The sequence below is a fragment of the Sporocytophaga myxococcoides genome, assembly GCF_000775915.1.
Classification (GTDB): Bacteria; Bacteroidota; Bacteroidia; order Cytophagales; family Cytophagaceae; genus Sporocytophaga; species Sporocytophaga myxococcoides_A.
This window is the reverse complement of record NZ_BBLT01000004.1, coordinates 1-18,683: the sequence shown is the minus strand read 5'-3', so window position 1 is coordinate 18,683 and position 18,683 is coordinate 1. Positions and strand designations below refer to the sequence as shown.

The 18,683-nt window shown below is 35.9% G+C and carries 12 protein-coding genes, 1 tRNA gene and 1 other RNA gene; 7 read left to right on the top strand and 7 right to left on the bottom strand.

The window, feature by feature from the left end:
* Nucleotides 1–54: 54 nt before the first annotated feature.
* The 5 genes from MYP_RS10325 to MYP_RS10310 all read right to left on the bottom strand — a co-directional run bounded on the left by MYP_RS10325 (nucleotide 55) and on the right by MYP_RS10310 (nucleotide 8,108).
* Nucleotides 55–1,212 (bottom strand): sigma-54-dependent transcriptional regulator, encoded by a 1,158-nt coding sequence (locus MYP_RS10325; RefSeq protein ID WP_045462720.1) that lies wholly within the window; start codon nucleotides 1,210–1,212, stop codon nucleotides 55–57.
* A 35-nt stretch (nucleotides 1,213–1,247) separates the two neighbouring features.
* Nucleotides 1,248–1,621, bottom strand: an RNA gene (gene rnpB / locus MYP_RS25045) — RNase P RNA component class A.
* Between the two features lie 48 nt (nucleotides 1,622–1,669).
* Nucleotides 1,670–2,596: a Smr/MutS family protein gene (locus MYP_RS10320; RefSeq protein WP_045463794.1), complete on the bottom strand. Its 927-nt coding sequence runs from the start codon at nucleotides 2,594–2,596 to the stop codon at nucleotides 1,670–1,672.
* Between the two features lie 4 nt (nucleotides 2,597–2,600).
* Nucleotides 2,601–3,485 carry a DUF2279 domain-containing protein gene (locus MYP_RS10315; RefSeq protein ID WP_045462717.1) on the bottom strand — a complete coding sequence of 295 codons (885 nt, stop codon included), beginning with the start codon at nucleotides 3,483–3,485 and terminating at the stop codon, nucleotides 2,601–2,603.
* Nucleotides 3,486–8,108, bottom strand: coding sequence for a translocation/assembly module TamB domain-containing protein (locus MYP_RS10310; protein WP_156140492.1), 4,623 nt, complete (start codon nucleotides 8,106–8,108; stop codon nucleotides 3,486–3,488).
* 9 nt (nucleotides 8,109–8,117) lie between these two features.
* On the opposite strand from MYP_RS10310, the gene tsaD reads away from it, so the two are divergent.
* From tsaD to MYP_RS10280, 6 genes are all read left to right on the top strand, one after another.
* Complete coding sequence (gene tsaD, locus MYP_RS10305) at nucleotides 8,118–9,122, top strand: tRNA (adenosine(37)-N6)-threonylcarbamoyltransferase complex transferase subunit TsaD (protein WP_045462711.1); 1,005 nt, start codon at nucleotides 8,118–8,120, stop codon at nucleotides 9,120–9,122.
* A gap of 3 nt (nucleotides 9,123–9,125) precedes the next feature.
* A complete protein-coding gene (gene smpB, locus MYP_RS10300; RefSeq protein ID WP_045462708.1) occupies nucleotides 9,126–9,590 on the top strand; it encodes an SsrA-binding protein SmpB in 465 nt (154 codons plus the stop codon).
* Nucleotides 9,591–9,638: 48 nt separating this feature from the next.
* Nucleotides 9,639–10,436, top strand: coding sequence for a C40 family peptidase (locus MYP_RS10295; RefSeq protein WP_052430086.1), 798 nt, complete (start codon nucleotides 9,639–9,641; stop codon nucleotides 10,434–10,436).
* Nucleotides 10,437–10,615: 179 nt separating this feature from the next.
* A complete protein-coding gene (gene rpsA, locus MYP_RS10290) occupies nucleotides 10,616–12,442 on the top strand; it encodes a 30S ribosomal protein S1 (RefSeq protein ID WP_045462705.1) in 1,827 nt (608 codons plus the stop codon).
* A gap of 108 nt (nucleotides 12,443–12,550) precedes the next feature.
* A tRNA-Cys gene (locus tag MYP_RS10285) sits at nucleotides 12,551–12,621 on the top strand.
* A gap of 169 nt (nucleotides 12,622–12,790) precedes the next feature.
* Nucleotides 12,791–14,725, top strand: a complete 1,935-nt coding sequence (locus MYP_RS10280) for an OmpA family protein (protein ID WP_045462702.1) — start codon at nucleotides 12,791–12,793, stop codon at nucleotides 14,723–14,725.
* 521 nt (nucleotides 14,726–15,246) lie between these two features.
* Here MYP_RS10280 and MYP_RS10275 read toward each other — a convergent pair.
* Nucleotides 15,247–16,269: a PorP/SprF family type IX secretion system membrane protein gene (locus MYP_RS10275; protein WP_045462699.1), complete on the bottom strand. Its 1,023-nt coding sequence runs from the start codon at nucleotides 16,267–16,269 to the stop codon at nucleotides 15,247–15,249.
* A gap of 25 nt (nucleotides 16,270–16,294) precedes the next feature.
* Complete coding sequence (locus MYP_RS10270; RefSeq protein ID WP_045462696.1) at nucleotides 16,295–16,606, bottom strand: hypothetical protein; 312 nt, start codon at nucleotides 16,604–16,606, stop codon at nucleotides 16,295–16,297.
* 405 nt (nucleotides 16,607–17,011) lie between these two features.
* Between MYP_RS10270 and MYP_RS10265 the strand changes: the two genes are divergently transcribed.
* A partial coding sequence (locus MYP_RS10265) for a hypothetical protein (protein WP_156140490.1) occupies nucleotides 17,012–18,683 on the top strand: 1,672 nt, incomplete at its 3' end.

Genomic DNA, 18,683 nt, shown 5'->3' with positions numbered 1-18,683 from the left:
AAGCTTCTTTAAACTAAGGAAGCTTTCTTTTTTTATCAAAAAGTTTCAAAAAAATTACTTATTAGCATATTTTTGAGCGTCTTCAAGAGAAATAACGGAATCACTCATTATTATCAGCCTTTCTACTACATTTTTCAGTTCTCTGATATTTCCAGGCCATTCTAAAGTCTGAAGGTAAGCTACAGCCTTAGGGTCAATTTTTTTGGGCGTTGTTTTATATTCGTCAGCAGTTTCTCCTAAAAATTTTTCAATTAGAAGAGGAATATCTTCTCTTCGCTCATTTAAAGGAGGAACCTGGATAAGGATAACTCCCAGACGATGATATAAATCTTCTCTGAATCGATTCTCTTCAATTTCCTTCAATATGTTTTTATTGGTAGCGGCAACAATCCTTACATCTACTTTAATTTCTTTTTCTCCACCAACCCTAGTGATCTTGTTTTCCTGTAAGGCTCTCAAAACCTTTGCCTGTGCAGAAAGGCTCATATCTCCGATTTCGTCCAGAAAGAGGGTCCCACCGTTTGCCTGTTCAAATTTTCCTATTCTTTGTTTGATGGCTGAAGTAAATGATCCTTTTTCATGTCCAAATAATTCACTTTCAATGAGTTCTCCAGGAATTGCAGCACAATTGACTTCTACCATCGGACCATTAGCCCGGTTACTTTTCGCGTGAAGCCATTTAGCCACAAGTTCTTTTCCAGAACCATTGGGTCCTGTGACAAAAACCCTTGCATCTGTAGGTGCAACTTTTTCTATGGTTTTTCTTACTTCTTCAATTGCAGGAGATTTTCCAAGTATGTCAAAAGTTTTGTTGATCTTCTTCTTGAGAACTTTTGTCTCAGTTACCAAGCTTGATTTGTCCAGTGCATTTCTTACTGAAACAAGCAGTCTGTTAAGATCCGGTGGTTTTTGAATGAAATCAAAGGCGCCTTTCTTAGTAGCCTCTACAGCCGTTTCAATGCTGCCATGGGCAGATACCATGATAAATTGAGTGTCTTTCCCGAGTTCAAGAGCTTTTTCAAGTACTTCCATGCCATCCATTTTAGGCATTTTAATGTCGCAAAGTACCAGGTCATAATTATTTTTTTCAATTAATGCCATACCTTCTTCCCCGTCTTTTGCTTCATCTACCTGATATTTCTCAAACTCCAGAATTTCTTTCAGAGTGCTTCTGATGCTCCTCTCGTCATCTATTATTAGAATATGAGCCATGTTTGTGCCGTTGTTCGGTTTTAAAGATTAAATAAAAAAAATGCAAGCCGTTAAGCCGGGTTCTGTCTTGTCTTATCATTTATCTGGTCCCGAAGTCGCCATCGGGAATCAAACGACCTACCCATTCCGCCATTCCGTTAGCCGGAATCAGAGCGAGCAACTCTGTTGTAGACGGAACCTATTTGGTCTTTCAACCCATAAGGTTTACCCCAATTTTACATCACTGCAAAACGAGTGAGCTCTTACCTCACTTTTTCACCCTTACCTTTTGCAAGGCGGTAATTTTCTGTGGCACTTTCTGTCCTTTCATAAAACTATGAAAAGCCTTCCCGTTAGGAAGTATGGTGCTCTCTGTTGCCCGGACTTTCCTTCCCGACTCAAAAGTCGGAACGATAAGATGGCTTGCATTCAATTACAAATGTATATCTGATTTTACAATCCCCAAAGCTTTCTGGTTTTAGTTAATCTTTACCAGCGTCGCGCCATATCCAAATTTTTCTTTTTTTGCATCTTTGAAATAGACTATGTTTTTGGTTCTGCTTAAAATTTCCTGAATTTTTAATTTCAAAATTCCGTTGCCAACTCCATGAATAAACGTTATTTCATCCATGCCAGAGGCAATTGCGTTATCTAAATTTTTCTGAAAATGCCTGATCTGTATTTCCAACATTTCGCTGTTGTTTAACTTCAAATGATCAGGAGTTAGTTTTTCTATATGAAGGTCTATTTCAGGAGCTGGTCTGGAAAATTCTTTTACTTCCTGAGGAGCAGAATACATTTCCTGAACAAGTTTTTCCTTATTTATAGGAGTCTGTTTATCATCAATTTTAAACAGATAACCTTGTTCATTTATAAGAGGAATCAGCTTTTTATTTTTATAAAAAGTTGATGCTTTTATGCTTAGTTTTCTTACCAGTGGCTCTTTGTAAATAGTTCGTCCATAACTAAAATATAGACATTGTGTTATCCATGATGGCCAGGAATCAAAATCTTTTACAGATGCTTCTCCAACTTTGATATGAGCTTTTGTTTTCAGGTTTCCGGTACTAATACCTATATAATTTTCATCAGTCAGGCTGCCGAAGGTAAACGAAATATCAAGGTCACTTTCATTTATAAGCTGAATGGAATAAATTCTATCATTGAAAGGAACAAAGGCAAGATAAATGCCGTCCGTTTTGAGCCTTTCGGGTGCAATTTCCTGTCCGGGTTCTTCTGCTGCAATAAAGCTTTCTGCTGATGCAACCACCACAAGTTCTTTTATTAGTGCAGGAATAAGAAATCCATCCTGGATCTCTACTTCAACGTCTCTGGAATTGATGATTTTTCTGACAATTCCTTCTTCTTTCCCATGTATAAATCTGACCTTATCTCCTGGTTTCATAGTTTTAAAAGTAAACAGGATGAAATTTAAATCCTTTTCTGCTGTATTCCAAAGCCGGAGCAGGAACATGCAGTATGTTTAAGCCATAATCAAAAATGAAATTCAATACTTTGCTTCGGGTTCTTATTTTAGTGAAATCAATGTCAAGACTTAGAAAATACTGTCTGTAAGGATCATATCCTGCAGCCTTGTTCTGGACGTCTTGGGCATAAATCATATTTTCAGCACTATAACCTAATGAAATATTTAGCCATTGGGGAAATCTACTTTCTTTATTTGGAAGAAATGAATGAATATTAAATGATAACCAGTATGACTGGCCGTTGTAGTCTTTTAGTAATTGTTCATTAAGCGATTTTCCCAAAACGTTAGGTCTTTCTTTTGCAAATTTTGTTTTGTGAAATGAAAATTTTGGCTGAATTCTAAGCTCGTCCCAAAGGAGGTATTGCCCGATTACAAGGGCAGAACCCGATGCATTGGCGGCAACATCTGTCCAAGAAAAGCCATATTCGGAAGAATAAGCATCAAGAAATTCAATAGGAGTCTGGAATACGAATCCTGCCAGACCTCCTATGATATAAGCCTTTTTCTTTGGTACTCCGCTCCATTTGAGAACATCAACAGCAAAGCGGCTTTCATGAAATGAAGTAGTAGCATGGCCCAGCTTATCCATCTGTTTCCATTCCCCGGAGTCGTCAAAAAAGTGGAATGAACTTCTTGGGTTATTCTTATACCAAAGCTCATTTAGACCAATCATACTTGCTGTATATAATCCTACAATGCCTGTGGTGACAGGTATAAGTCTTTTTTTATTTATTGCAGAGATAGTATCCTGGGCCGTGGATGCAAAACTTATTAATGAGATAAAAAATAAAATAAAGATTCTCATTTATTTAGCTTCAGCTTCGTCTTCTTCCCTATGAGGAGTGATAGTAGTATTATTAATCGTATTATTGCTTTTCTTCTCTTCTTCTTCCTGTTCTCTTTTTTTCTCCTCAGCCAGCTCTTCGAATATTTTTCTTCCTTCCCCCATATCAAAAATTATGGTGTCTCTCTTTGGTTTTTCTTTTTTTCCGAAAAGTTCTTTCAGATTATTAAATCCCTGTGTGTGCATAATGCTGAAGCCTGCAGAGGTATTGTTGATATTGTTAGTGGCAACTGAGTTTAAGAGTGCGTTATTATTATTCTTATTGTATAGCTTAAGTCTTAGCCTTCCGTCCTGACTAAGAAGGTACTCAATAGTCCACTCTCCTGCAATACTTGAAAAGTTATTCTGATTGCTGCTATTGGTGTTTTGATAACTTCCGTCACGGGATATTCTTAGTCGACCTTCCAGCATCGTATAACTGAATCGTAACATAAAGGTGTTCATTGCATTAAGGTCTATATCCACCTGAAGGTTTTTATCAAGTTGAGATAGCCAGCTGCTTAGCTGATTAGAGAGAAGTTCGCTCAGATTACCGCTGGATCCTCCAATACCATTAAAAGATCCGTCCTGAGCGGAGAAACTTTTCAGGATAAGTAAGCTGAATACCTGTTTATTTAATTCCTGTTCGTTGGTTTTAATTTTGGATTCAAATTCGATAACATCTTCCACCATATTTGGGTCAGACTTAAGGATATCAATATCTAGATTGATACGTGGAGACATTAAATCTCCTTCAATTCCCATTAGTACATCTACAGGGTATCGGTTTTTTAATTCTGGATTTTTTCTTACTCTTCCTGTATCAATTAGAGGGGCAAGGGAAACGTTTTGTCTATAGGCGGCCTTGATATCAAGTAACCCTTTATAAGGGTCTCCTGTCCAGGAGATCCTGCTATTGGGGAGCAAGGTAAACTCTTTGCTGATAATGTTTGCTAGTGAGAAATTGTAAGTACCTTTTTCTATTCGATAATTTCCAAACATATTGAAATCGCCACGGGTATCAATGCTCATTTTTATATTTCCGGAACCATTTCCTCTGAGTTTATCACCAGCTTTTTTATCAAAAATGATTTCAATATTCGCATCAGTTGTTACGTCAAAGTTAAAGTCAAGTGTTATTCCTGATAAGTCAACAGTTTCTTTGGTAATGGCAGCTTTACTTTTGGAAGTTGTAAAAGTGATATAACTTTGTTCTTCAACTGTAGAGTATTCTGTCAGAGGAATATGTATGTTTGTACCTTTCTGGGATCTGGCATTGGCTGTTATTTTCAAATCCGAAAAAGCACCCAAAATCTCCAGATTTCCGCTTACTATCGCCTTTCCATAGAATAACTCATTGTCTTTTTCTGTAGTGTTCAAAACGCAAACCTTATCGAGATAGCCTTTTAGGTTTACTACAAATTTTCTGAAGTTATCATGAAAAATACCACCATCTAAAACAGCATTATTCCCTTCTGAATCTTTGAGCTTTAACCTCTTGAATCCTATCAGGTTTTCGTCGAAATAAATATTGTCAGAGAAATAATAAGTTGTGCCAAGGTAATCTACTTTGAATTTGCCACTCTGAACATTCCCATTACCTTTCAGCACAATGTTTTTCAGAGAGCCTCCAATGGTGAAATTTCCTGTTATTTTGCCCGAAACTTCAGATAATACGCCCTTGAATATAGGATTAAGTAGATCCAGATCCGCTTTGTCTAATTCAGCAATGAGGTTAAGGTTTTCACTTTTACCGTTTTTACCTGGTTGAATATTACCTTTTACATTAATTATAATGTTGCTCAACCGCTCGACTTCTACATCAAGGTCCAGAACACTTTTTTCAGTATTCCATGAAGATGTACCGATAATGTTACCTACTAAAAAATTGTTTACATGTAAATCATTGATAAATAAACTGCTTCCTAGGTTAGGGTTGTTGAATATATCATGAATATTCACTGATCCTGTAAGGACACCTTTTAATGAAACGTCTGTCAATAACGGGTTTATGGTCTCTAGCTGAAAGTCAATTACTTTGAGAAAAGCCTCGTCAGAAGAAACCTCTGATAATGTACCGTCCAGACTTACTGTTTGTTTGTTGTTGGAAACAGTAAAATTTTCAAATAGGATTTTTTCAGAATTGAAAGTAATAGAGTTGGATGGATGAATCTTCCATCTCTTATTCAGAAGATTCAGGGAAGAATTATCGTTAAGATTTACAACTCTGTGGTTTTCATTGAAATCAAGATTGCCTGATAGCTTAGCAGAGTTACTGCTTCCTTTTTGTGCTATCTGTGAAGTGAAGTTTACTCGGGTTCCGTTCCAGATGCCTTCAATCTGAAGATTTTTGGTTGGAGTAAAAGATTTAAGAATTTGCTCATCTGATTTTACAAAGAACATAGCGAGCACATGGCTGCTGTCTGAAAGCTTGGAAGCGGAGATTTGTGCTTCTGTTTTTAATAACTCATATTCATTGTAATACAAAGTATCAACCTTTGTATAAAGGTTGAGGGTACTTGAATACCCTGATGTGAAATCTCCTTCAATATTAACACCAGGAGAAAGATAGAGCTTGGGAAGGTATATCGCTAAAATAGCATTGATATCTATTAGGTTGATTTTAAAATCAAGCCGGTATTGGTCAAAAGTTTTCTTCTTGTTGGCATAATATTTATCAAGTTCACTCCTTTTATTCCTGGCAGTCATTTCATATTCATTCCATAAAGTTTCAATGTTTGAAGCTAGTGTGGTAAAGTTAAAATTACCTTCAGCCTGTATAGTTGCAAGGTCTGATTTTACAGAGAAATTCCTTATGCTATCTGTTTTTGAGCTTATTATTTGCATAGAATCAAGAAATACTTCTCGGTTTTTATAAACCAGATAGCTATTTCTGAAAATTGCTTTACCGAATATTTCATCCAATGTCATTCCTGTGAAATTGAAATACGCTTCTGTTTTCACAAAAGTCTCTATTGAAGAAAGGTTAATTGCTTTCAAATTAGCTTTCTCAAGATTGGCCTGAATATTAAAGTGATTTTTATGTTTGTTTAGATCTACTTCCCCATTAACAGAAAGCACGATGTTGCTGTCCTTTATTGCTACAGCTCCATTAAAAAACTGCTTACTTAGCTTTGCAGTAGTTGTGATATTCTTAAAATTGTAGTTGTTTATTCCGATCCTGTGGACTTTCCCATTTATAAAAACTTCTGCATCGTCCAAAGTGAATCCTTTGCCTTCGATTGTTCCTTCCATGTCAAGCAATTGAACTTTATTCTCATATCCTACAAGTTTACCGAGGTTGAAAGACTTTGTGACTAGGTTTCCTTTATAATGTGCTTTGGGATGCGTATTCTCCTGAATCTTTAAATTGATGTCCGATTCTACTACGCCCAGGCCGGTTGTGAAATTTCCCTTTGCTACAAAGTCGTTTAGGAAGCCGGTAAATATTCCACTGCCTTTTATTTTCCCCAGTTTTTTAAGAAAGTTGGCAGCATCATCACCCACATATTGTTGTATGTCAGCAGCGTAAATGTCTGTTTCTTTAAAATTAAGATCCATAAAAGTCTGCTCCAGTTCAGGTAAACCGTCAAATTTGGTTTTACCTTTCATTCTGCTTCTGTTACCAAATTGCAGATCAAAATTGTTTACAGAAAAATTGATGACCTTTCCTTTAAATTTTCCCGAAAGCGTGTAAATGTCATTATAGCCTTGCAGATCCGGGGCGAAGTGTGAAAGGTTTCTGCTGGTTACTACTGATTGATTGATATTACCAGTCATGACAATCTGTTCATTAAAATCTCCCAGATCATCAATTGTGTTGTAATCGAAACGGACATAATCTTTAACAATACTTTCACCAATTTCAGCATAAAGATCTTTGAACTCCATGTTCCTTTTCGTAAAGGTAAAGAGGGTTGTAAGCTGATGAACATTCAGTTTGGTTTGCCTGTCATTAGTGCTTAATCTATGTACATTTATCTGGACAGTATCCTTAAAGAACTTAAGTTTGGTCGCGTCAGCAGAAATATCAGTGAGCGCAAAATGATAATAGTCGTATCCGTAGGTGATTTTTTCTTTTCTGAAATCATGATAAGAGAAAAGCATGTTCTCAACATTGACCGCTTCAATCACAAAAGGAGCTGACTGCGTTGCAGAAGTGTCAGAGGAGGCAGAAAGGTCCTGGATAGCTGCCACAAAGTCGGATATGTTGATGCCACCATCTTTGTATCTGAATACTTCAACTTTTCCATTTGCCAGGCTTATTTTGTCTATGGCTACATTACCATAAAGGAGGTTAAGAAAATTCAGATCAACTTTTGCATAACCAACCGAGATCATTTTCCCATTGTGAGTGTCATTTACTTCCAGACCTTCCAGAATAATCTTGTCAAACCAGTTAATGTCTACATATTTTACAGAAATAGGATAATGTAATTTTTCTGAAATATAGGAAGAGGCTTTATTAACAGCCCAAGTTTGTACTTTTGGGGAGCGAATGGCAAAAATCATCCCCATCAGCAAAAGGATAATACCTAATGCAGTAAATGAGATGGTTTTTGTTAACCTTTTAAAAAAAATCAGGTATTTTCGCCTTGTATTCAAAATTTATAAATGGGTCCTTATATTTTAGCAATAGAATCATCTTGTGACGAGACTGCGGCTTCGGTAATTGGCAACGGTAAAATTCTTTCAAATATTGTAGCAACGCAAGATGTGCATATTAAATATGGCGGCATTGTCCCTGAACTTGCCTCAAGAGCTCACCAACAAAATATTATTCCTGTTGTCAATCAGGCATTGCTAAACGCAAATATAACAAAATCCATGCTAAATGCAGTTGCTGTTACTAAAGGCCCAGGTCTTTTAGGATCTTTACTGGTTGGGATTTCTTTTGCAAAGTCATTTGCGTTGGGGCTTAATGTACCTCTTATTGAAGTGAACCATATGCAAGCGCATATTTTATCTCATTTTATTGATGATCCAAAACCTGAATTTCCTTTTATTTGTTTGACAGTGAGTGGAGGACATACTCAGATAGTGTTGGTTAAAAATCATCTGGAAATGGAGATTCTCGGAGAAACTCAAGATGATGCTGTAGGAGAAGCTTTTGATAAATCGGCCAAATTATTGGGACTTCCATATCCGGGTGGACCTTTAATTGATAAATATGCTCAAGAAGGAAATTCTCAAGCCTATACCTTTCCAAAAGTCGACACGCCCGGATTGAATTTTTCTTTTAGTGGTATAAAAACTGCAATTCTTTATTTTCTTCAAAATAATACAATGAAGGATGAACAGTTTATTGCTAAAAATCTTAATAATATCTGTGCAAGTATTCAATATACTCTAATTGATATTCTTATGAGAAAACTCAGAAAAGCAGTTCAGGAAACAGGAATCAGGGAAGTGGCCATTGCTGGTGGAGTGTCAGCTAATAAAGGATTAAGGAAAGTGCTTGAAATGGAGGCTAATACTCAAGGATGGAAAGTTTACGTTCCTGATTTTCAGTATTGCACAGATAATGCTGCAATGATTGCAATGGCAGCACATTTTAAATATGTTAAAGGAGATTTTAGTAGTCAGGCATTAGTACCTGATCCAAGAATGAATTTTTAAAAAATGGCAGCAAAGGAAAAAATATCATCAGATATCAATATCAGAAATAAAAAGGCAGGATTTGAATTCCAGTTTCTTGAAAATTTTACCGCAGGAATGGTTCTTAAAGGCACAGAAATCAAAGCCATTCGCCAGGGGAAAGTAAATTTTCAGGATGCCTTTTGTTTTTTTAAAGGGAATGAATTGTATGTCAAGAATATGCATATCTCGATTTATACAGAAGGAAGTTATTATAATCATGAACCATTGAGAGATAGAAAACTGTTGCTCAACAAAAAAGAACTAAGAAAACTGCTTATAAAAGGAGATGAAAAAGGGCTCACTATTATTCCGGTCCGTTTGTTTGTAAATGACAGAGGGTTTGCCAAATTGGAAATAGCCTTAGGTAAAGGAAAAAAACTTTATGACAAGCGGGAAGATATTAAGGCAAAAGATGTTAGAAGAGAGCTTGAAAGAGATCGTTATTAACCGTAAGTTTATTTTTTTATATTTAAGCTGAAAAAAATTATATAAATAATGCATCAAGAGCCTTTACTGGAAATTTACGGAGTCTGTGGTTTGAGTGTAGTGCCTGTTAAATTAGAACCATCTGACAAGAGTGAAATCGGAACACAACTATTGTTTGGAGAACTTTTTACAATATTGAATAAGTCTGAAGATGGAAAATGGGTTTACATAGAAATCGTTCAGGATCAGTATAAAGGCTGGATTGATTCAAAACAATATGAACCGGTGGGAAAGGAGTATTTCACTGAATACCAAAAACTACAATGGCCAGTTTGTAAAGATGTTATGGGAGTGATTCAAGGAAATGGGAAATATTTTCCGATTTTAATGGGAAGTACACTTCCATTTTATAACAACGGTACCGTGATTATCGGGAAAAATATCCTCAGATATGACGGTGAAGCTCAATTTATTAATCATACTCCGGATTTGAAATTTCTTGAGCGTACTGCTAAATTTTACCTTGCAGCCCCGTATATGTGGGGAGGAAAATCTCATTTTGGAATCGATTGTTCTGGCTTTACTCAACAAGTAATGAAACTCTGTGGGAAACAATTACCACGAGATTCATACCACCAGGCAGAGTGTGGTTTTAAAAAGCCCTATTCAGAGCGTCTCCCAGGAGACCTTGCATTTTTTCATAATGCTCACGGTAAAGTCATTCATGTTGGTATTTTGCTTGATCAGAATGTGATAATCCATGCATCTGGAGAAGTAAGAATAGATATGCTTGATGAAAATGGAATTTTCAATAAGGAGAAAAATATTTATACACATAAGTTATCCTCCATTAATCAAATCTTTTAAAATTAAAATCTTCTATAAATCAGTGATTTTAGAATTGTGAGAAATTTTCTTACCTTTGCACTCCGTTTTTGAGAATAAAGCGGTGCTGATTAAAGGCAGATAAAACTATTTTATGTTAAACCAAAATTTCAGTCGTATTGCCCGGCGATTGATGTAAATAGGGCAGACTATTAATTATTATGGCAAAACCAAAAGAAGATTTTAACTGGGAAAGCTTTGATACCAAAGGTTTCGGTTCAGGTTATGATGCTAAGAAAAGAGCAGAATTGGAGGCTCTTTACGAAGGTACAATCACCCAGGTAAATGAGAAAGAAGTTGTTAAAGGTACTGTTGTAGGTATCACAGACAGAGACGTGATCCTTAATATAGGCTTTAAATCAGACGGATTAGTTCCATTGTCAGAGTTTCGTGATGTTGAAGATCTGAAAGTGGGACAAGAAGTAGAAGTATTTGTAGAAGATCAGGAAGATGCTCAGGGACAGCTTATCTTATCAAGAAGAAAAGCTAAGATTGTTCAGGCTTGGAGCAATATTCAAAAAGCACTTGATAACGATATCGTTATCGAAGGAATAGTTAAAAGAAGAACTAAAGGTGGTCTTATACTAGACATCTATGGCGTTGAAGCATTCCTTCCAGGTTCTCAGATTGACGTGAAACCAATCAGAGATTTTGATGTGTTTGTTGGCAAGAAAATGGAGGTAAAAGTTGTGAAAATCAACTATACCAACGATAACGTAGTAGTTTCTCACAAAGTACTTATCGAGAAAGATATCGAGAAGCAAAAAGCTGAGATCCTTAACAACCTTGAAAAAGGACAAGTACTTGAAGGTGTTATCAAGAATATGACAAACTTCGGTGTGTTCATTGACCTTGGTGGAGTTGACGGCTTATTGCACATCACTGATATTTCATGGGGTAGAATCAATCATCCAGAAGAAGTTCTTAAACTTGATCAAAAAGTTAATGTTGTTGTACTTGACTTTGATGACGAGAAGAAAAGAATTTCTCTTGGTATGAAACAACTTACTTCTCATCCTTGGGATTCACTTCCTGAGACTATTCAGGTTGGTTCAAAAGTTAAAGGTAAAATTGTTAACGTTGCAGATTATGGCGCATTCCTTGAAATCCTTGCAGGAGTTGAAGGTCTGATCCACGTTTCTGAAATGTCATGGTCTCAGCATTTGAGAAATCCACAGGATTTCATCAAAGTTGGTGATGAACTAGAGGCTGTTGTTCTTACTCTTGACAGAGAAGAAAGAAAAATGTCTCTTGGTATCAAACAATTAACTGAAGATCCTTGGACTAAACAAGATGTACTTACTAAGTATGCAGTAGGTTCTAAGCATTCAGGAGTTGTGAGAAACCTTACAAACTTCGGTCTTTTCATCGAGCTTGAAGAAGGTATCGATGGACTTGTTCACGTAAGTGATCTAAGTTGGACAAAGAAAATCAAACATCCATCTGAATTTGTTAAAGTAGGAGATAAACTTGATGTTGTTGTTCTTGAGCTGGATGCTGAAAACAGAAGACTTGCTTTGGGACACAAACAACTAGAGGAAAATCCTTGGAATACATTCGAAACAATCTTCACTGTAGGTTCTGCTCACAAAGCAACTATCATCCAGAAAAATGATAAAGGTGCTGTGCTTGAGCTACCTTACGGAATCGAAGGATTTTCAAGTGCAAAAAATCTTGTTAAACAAGATGGTAAAACAGCTGAAGTTGGAGAAAGCTTAGATTTCAAAGTTCTTGAGTTCTCTAAAGATGAGAAGAGAATTGTTCTATCTCATACAAGAGTTCATTCTGCAGCAGAACAGGCTGAAGAAGCGAAAGAAGTTAAGAAAACTGCAAAAGCAAAAGCTCCTGCAAAAGCATCTTTACCTGAGGTTGAGAAATCAACTCTTGGAGATTTAGAAGCACTTTCTGATCTTAAGAAGCAAATGAATAAAGACGAGGCTACTGCTGAGAAAAAAGCAAAAGCTAAGAAAAAAGAAGACGGAGAATAATCTTTTCCTATAAATAGAAATGCTCGTAAGAGCATTTCTATTTTATAATAAATGTTATTTTTTTTTGAAGTTAGAAGTATTTGTTATAAGTTTGCATCACCAAAACATGGTTCTGTGGCCGAGTGGCTAGGCAGAGGTCTGCAAAACCTTTTACAGCGGTTCGAATCCGCTCGGAACCTCAAAAGGTCCTTAGGTTACTAAGGACCTTTGTTTTTTATATACCTTTTGGAGACTAATTGCCACTAATTACCTATTAACAATATTTATCTCTCTTTTAAAATTTCTGCAAATATTTAACATATTAATTAAATTGTTACGTATTAAATTGATACTAAAAAAATCTTTTCAATGTTTACTCAATATAGACTGAAGTTTTTCCTGTTCCTTCTTTTGTTGCTTTTTCATTTTAATACAAATGCCCAGAGCAATAAGAAGGAAGTAAAAAGATTAACTGATGAGGCTGCTAATTTTTTTCGAATTGGTAAGTCCGGAGATCAGGAAGCCTTTATAAAAGCTTTGAATTTATTTTTAATAGCTGACAGTTTACAGCCTGATGATCCTGAAATTTCTTATTCAGTGGGTTTGTGTTATAATCACACAGATCAAAAGCTTAAAGCTTTGCCATATTTGGAGAAGGCCAAATCGGGAGGGGTTAAGTATTCTGACCTCGATTATTATCTTGCGGTTTCTTATCATCTTGCTCATAGATTTCAAGAGGCTATAACATTATTGAATACATACAAAAAAAATGTTCCTTCTGATAAGCAGACTGCAGAAAGACTTATTGCCAATTGTGAGAATGGAATAGAATTGATGAAAAATCCCAAAGAAGTAAAAATTACCAATCTTGGTCCAAATGTCAATTCAAAATTTCCAGATTATCACCCTTCCATATCCGCAGATGAAAGCACTATAATATTTATATCCAGAAGAGACACCACCACTGGTGGCCAGATAGATATACAGGATAATAAATACTTTGAGGATATATACATCTCAAATAAAGTAAATGGAGAGTGGACCAAACCTCAGGATTTGGGAAACGGAATCAATACAGATTCTCATGATGGTTCTGTAGGTCTTTCTGCAGATGGGCAGGAATTATTTATATACCGATGGTCTAAAGAAAATAATGGAGACTTGTTTGTCAGTGATTTAATGGGAACTGAATGGTCTGCACCACGCAATATTGGCCGTAACATAAATACCAAAAAATCCTGGGAGTCTGATATGAGTATTACGCCGGATAAGAAAATTATATTTTTTACCAGTGACAGACCAGGGGAGGGAGGGCGTGATATCTATATGGCAAGAAAATTACCTAATGGTGAGTATGCTAAACCAATCAATCTTGGCCCTAAAATAAATACGAAATATGATGAAGATGCTCCTTTCATTCACCCGGATGGAAAAACACTTTATTTCAGTTCAAAAGGACATAAATCTATGGGAGGATATGATATATTTTCTTGTACTATAAATCTTGAAACCGGGGCTATCCTTACTGAACCTGTGAATGTCGGATATCCTATCAATACTGCAGATGATGATGTTTTCTTTGTGTGGTCTGCCGACAACAAGAGGGCTTATTTCGCATCTGAAAGAGAGGGAGGCTATGGTGAAAAAGATATTTATATGCTTGAAAGAACAGATGTTGAAGCTGCTCTGGTTGTGTTAAAAGGAAAGATACTTAATTGTAACTTAAATAGCCCGATTACTGGAAAGATAACCGTTACAGATAATACTACACAGGAGGTGATTGGTATCTATACGCCTAATTCAAGTACTGGTAATTATATAGTTATTCTTCCTGCGGGAAAAAACTATGGTGTAAGTGTAGAGGCACCTGGTTATGTTTTCTATTCTAAGAATATAGATATTCCATTTCTTGAGCATTATCAGGAAATCGATGATCAGATCTGTATGGAACAATTGAAGAAGGGAACCAAAATTGTCTTAAGAAACGTCTTCTTTGATGTTGATAAGGCAACACTTCGAAAAGAGTCTGAGGCTGAGCTTGAGAGGTTGGTAGAGCTGTTGAATAATAATAAGAGTATCAGAATTCTCATTTCCGGACATACAGATAGTGATGGAAATGATGATCATAATCTCAGGTTGTCAGATGCACGTGCTAAAGCTGTAGTCGATTATCTTATAAGTAAAAATATAGCAGGCTCCAGGTTGACTTCGAAAGGATTCGGAGAAACAAAACCTATTATGCCTAATGATACTCCTGAAAATAAACAAATGAACCGAAGAACTGAAATAGAAATTATAGAATAAAAATTATATATTTTACTTAGTTTTTAAAAGGGGTTGCGGCACGCAACCTCTTTTTGTTTATAACCTCTTTCCTGATTTCCTGCAGCATTATGAGGATCAAAAATAATTTTCTAGCATAGATATTTGCTAGAGAAAGAAAGCTACATATATTACTCTTCTGACAGTAGGCTCTCTGAAAGCATTGATTTTTTGCGTTGAAGGATCCTGCAGAAGCATTGATACAACGTCTATCGCAGAAGTTTAAAATAGTAGGAAAGTGAACTTCAATTTGGGAAATGATTATCCGTTTTATTTTAAGAACTATAATTAAAAATACTTTTAGCTGTTAACTGATAATGAAGCTAAGAGGATTATTCTAAAGGTTTGATAGAAGTTGTTAAAGATTGTATTCTTATTCCTATTTATATTAATGCAAGAATCTGAAATAGGTAAAAGAATAGTTTATAGGATTCCTTTTTATCAATAAAAAAAAGACTTTAAGGCAGATTCCTTAAAGTCTTTTTTTATTGAAATTAAGTTGATTAGAATGATGGACAAGGCAATCTCTTCATAATTTTTTTCTTATGTTTCTTAGGGAAAACATAAGTTAAATTGAATTCATGTGAACCACCGGTGCCTGCTCTGGCCAATCTTGATACGGTAAGGTCATAGCTATAACCGATTCTGAGCGTTTCTCCTTTCCATCCAACAAAACCAATGATAGATTCATTGTTTTGTATTCTTTGTTCATACCTCTTAATAGGAATACCCCTGTACCAAAAACCAACTAAGAACTCATTTACAGCTCCATATAATCCAAGATCCAATTGGTCTGATTTACCTTGCCATTTATACTGAAAAGTAGGAGTGACACTTATTTCTTCTTTGTCATGCTGCATCGAAACCCTTTGAAATAAAACATACTTATAACCGCTGACAATTGAATATTGAGCGGGAAGAGTACTTACATTAGCTCCTCCATCAAAAGACTGGTTCGGAGTGTTCACATGGTGGCCAGCAAATCCCAGCCAGAATTCTTTTGTATATAAAATTCCTCCTGCTGATAAGTCTGCATAAGCTTTTGCTCGATTTAGTAAATCCTGCGGGTCTGTTCCACTGACAAGACCTTGTGTATTATTGAATTGGTGAGGAAACCTAAGTTCTGCATAATTGAGAAATCTTGAAACATAAGCTGCTTCAATTCCCGGCTTAAAAGTCCATTTTCGGTTTATATTCACTTCATAAGAATACATAAAGTGTACCTCAGTGCTACTTATTTGCCCTCCTCCCTGATTGTCTTGTAAAACCATCAGTCCAACACCACTTTTATATTTGGAGAAATAAGTATCAGCGGATAAAACGGAAGTAGTATATTTAGCATCAAGTTTCGGCCATTGTAACCTCTGGTGAAAACTGACTCTTGTTCTATGCAATGATCCGGCAAATCCAGGATTCATGTACAATGGTACATTGTAGAATTGGGAAAATTGAATATCCTGAGATTTTAACTCAATTGAGTTTAATATCAACGTAATCAGTATAAGGCTTTTTATGTAAATCTTCATTTTCTAAAGTTTAAAAAAGTGATGATTAATACAGCTCAAAAGAAGTATCAGGTTTGTTTACATTATTGTATTTTTTGTTTTTGTTGAGATTCTTCAAAGCTGAAGCCTGTTGTTTCTTATACTGAGCAGCAGATGCATTTTTCTTTCCTTTATTATTGGTATACACGTCATCAACTTTATGATAATGCTTCTTACTATTGTGAAATTTATTGGAACGATATGAAGCCCTGACCTTTTTTGTCTTAGGCTCTTTTTTAGTCTCTTCACCGACATTAATATTAATGCAGGAATAGAGAAATATACCAGAGGCTAACAGCCAGAATACTCGTGCTATCATAAATCTAAAAAACTGAATCTTAGTGAGGATACGGGTATTGCGTGACTAATGTTGTTTAAATATTCATAAGCTAGAGGAATGAAAATATTTTTTTTAGATGAAAATCAGAAGGGTTTCGATAAACGGTTTTTGTGCTTTGGTAAAGTTTATTTGTTTATAACTTTTTAATCTTATTTAATCTAATTTTCAAATATTTATTAACCTGAAAAGGCAAATTTCGTACTACACTTTTAATCTAAATGACATATTAGGAGGACACAACTTAGTGATTGTCGAAGGACTATAGTCTTATGAGGCTCATCGGTTATTAATCAATGAATTCCAGAGGGGCAGACGCAAACGACCATCACCATTAATTACAAATACAGATTTATTTCTTTGACTGAATTAGAAAAAATTAATAAAATGGATCACGGGAAACATTTTTTATGCTGGTTGGCTTTTTTTATTTCTTTTCTATTTGTAGAAATAAATGCTTATGGCCAATGTACAGGATGTACAGTCAATACTTCGGCGACAAATATTAGCTCTACTGCTGCCGGGCAAACTATCTGTATAACTTCAGTCCCTGCAGGGAATGTTAATTTTAATCTGGGTCATAATAATGTCTCTCTTAAAGTCTGTGTGGACGGCGTTACAATTAATAGCTTTAATGTCAATAACACAGGTTTTAGGTTTGAGTCCTATGGAAATAATAATATTTCTGTTGGAAGCTGGAATGCTAAGGCTTATTTCTATACAGCCAAAAATAAGACATTGAACCTTACCACAAATGCTATTACTGGAGCTTTGGATCTGGATGTGGATACCAATGGAACTATGAAAATTACGACACCCGCTGGTCAAGGGATGCGTGTTAGTAATAGTATTATTAATATAAGGTATGGAGCTACACTTGATATGAAGGGATATATTAATATTGATTTGGCTAATAATTTTAATAATGCAGGAACAGTAATTACCCAAGATTATTTCAGACTTCAAGGTGCAGGTAACATTTTAGATAATTCATGCGGAGAATCGAAGATTATTGCAAACTCGTTTGAGTTGAATGATGGAATTGCATACAATAGGGGACTTATCGAAGCAAAATCAGCTAACATTCAATCTCCTACATCAGGCAATTTCAGATTTGACAAAGGTTCACTATTAAACGTTACTGGCACTGCTTCAGGTGAAGGTTTGACTGTAAGTTCTTCAAACCCTTTTGCGTTTGTTGGTGGGCCAGGTAATTGTGCCAAAATGAATATCAGCCGGGTTAATTTAATTAATTTTAATTTGACGACCTCAAATCAAATTAATTATTGTGGACCTAATATAGGAGCTAGAATAGGAAGTGCTGCAAATAGTTGTGCAGATTGTATAGGACAGGTTAAGTTGTGTATTTGTGATGTACCTCCTAAAGTAGTTACTACCAATCAGACGGTTTGTTCTCCCAATACTGTGAACCTTTCTGCTCCTGCTGTAACAGCAGGTTCCACTTCCGGATATGCACCTGGGCTTACATTTACTTACTGGCAGGATGCAGCAGGTACTATTCCTTTAGTGAATTATACAGCAGTAGCTACTTCTGGGACATATTATATAAAAGGTACTAACTCAGGAACATGTTCTGATATAAAGCCGGTAGTAGTCACAATTAACCCCAGGCCAACAGTAGTAGTTACTAATCCGGCAGCCGTATGTTCCCCAAATACGGTAAACATCACAACAGCAGGAGTAACAGCTGGTTCAACAGCCGGTCTGACTTATACATACTTTACAGATGCAGCGGGAACAACAGCACTTGGAACACCAGCGGCAGTTGCAACCTCAGGTACCTATTATATAAGAGGTACAGTCGCAGCTACGGGTTGTTTTGATATTAAGCCGGTAACAGTAACAGTTAATCCAACGCCAACAGTAGTAGTTACTAATCCTGCAGCTGTGTGTTCACCAAATACGGTAAACATTACAACAGCCGGAGTAACAACAGGTTCAACAGCCGGATTGACTTATACATACTTTACAGATGCAGCAGCAACTACAGCACTAGCTAATGCCAATGTAATTTCAACATCTGGTACTTATTATATTA

Excerpts from the sequence above, each read along its gene's own strand:
- MYP_RS10325 (WP_045462720.1), bottom strand. The coding sequence starts at position 1,212 with ATGGCTCATATTCTAATAATAGATGACGAGAGGAGCATCAGAAGCACT.
- MYP_RS10320 (WP_045463794.1), bottom strand. The coding sequence starts at position 2,596 with ATGAAACCAGGAGATAAGGTCAGATTTATACATGGGAAAGAAGAAGGA.
- MYP_RS10315 (WP_045462717.1), bottom strand. The coding sequence starts at position 3,485 with ATGAGAATCTTTATTTTATTTTTTATCTCATTAATAAGTTTTGCATCC.
- tsaD (WP_045462711.1), top strand. The coding sequence starts at position 8,118 with ATGGGTCCTTATATTTTAGCAATAGAATCATCTTGTGACGAGACTGCG.
- smpB (WP_045462708.1), top strand. The coding sequence starts at position 9,126 with ATGGCAGCAAAGGAAAAAATATCATCAGATATCAATATCAGAAATAAA.
- MYP_RS10295 (WP_052430086.1), top strand. The coding sequence starts at position 9,639 with ATGCATCAAGAGCCTTTACTGGAAATTTACGGAGTCTGTGGTTTGAGT.
- rpsA (WP_045462705.1), top strand. The coding sequence starts at position 10,616 with ATGGCAAAACCAAAAGAAGATTTTAACTGGGAAAGCTTTGATACCAAA.
- MYP_RS10280 (WP_045462702.1), top strand. The coding sequence starts at position 12,791 with ATGTTTACTCAATATAGACTGAAGTTTTTCCTGTTCCTTCTTTTGTTG.
- MYP_RS10275 (WP_045462699.1), bottom strand. The coding sequence starts at position 16,269 with ATGAAGATTTACATAAAAAGCCTTATACTGATTACGTTGATATTAAAC.
- MYP_RS10270 (WP_045462696.1), bottom strand. The coding sequence starts at position 16,606 with ATGATAGCACGAGTATTCTGGCTGTTAGCCTCTGGTATATTTCTCTAT.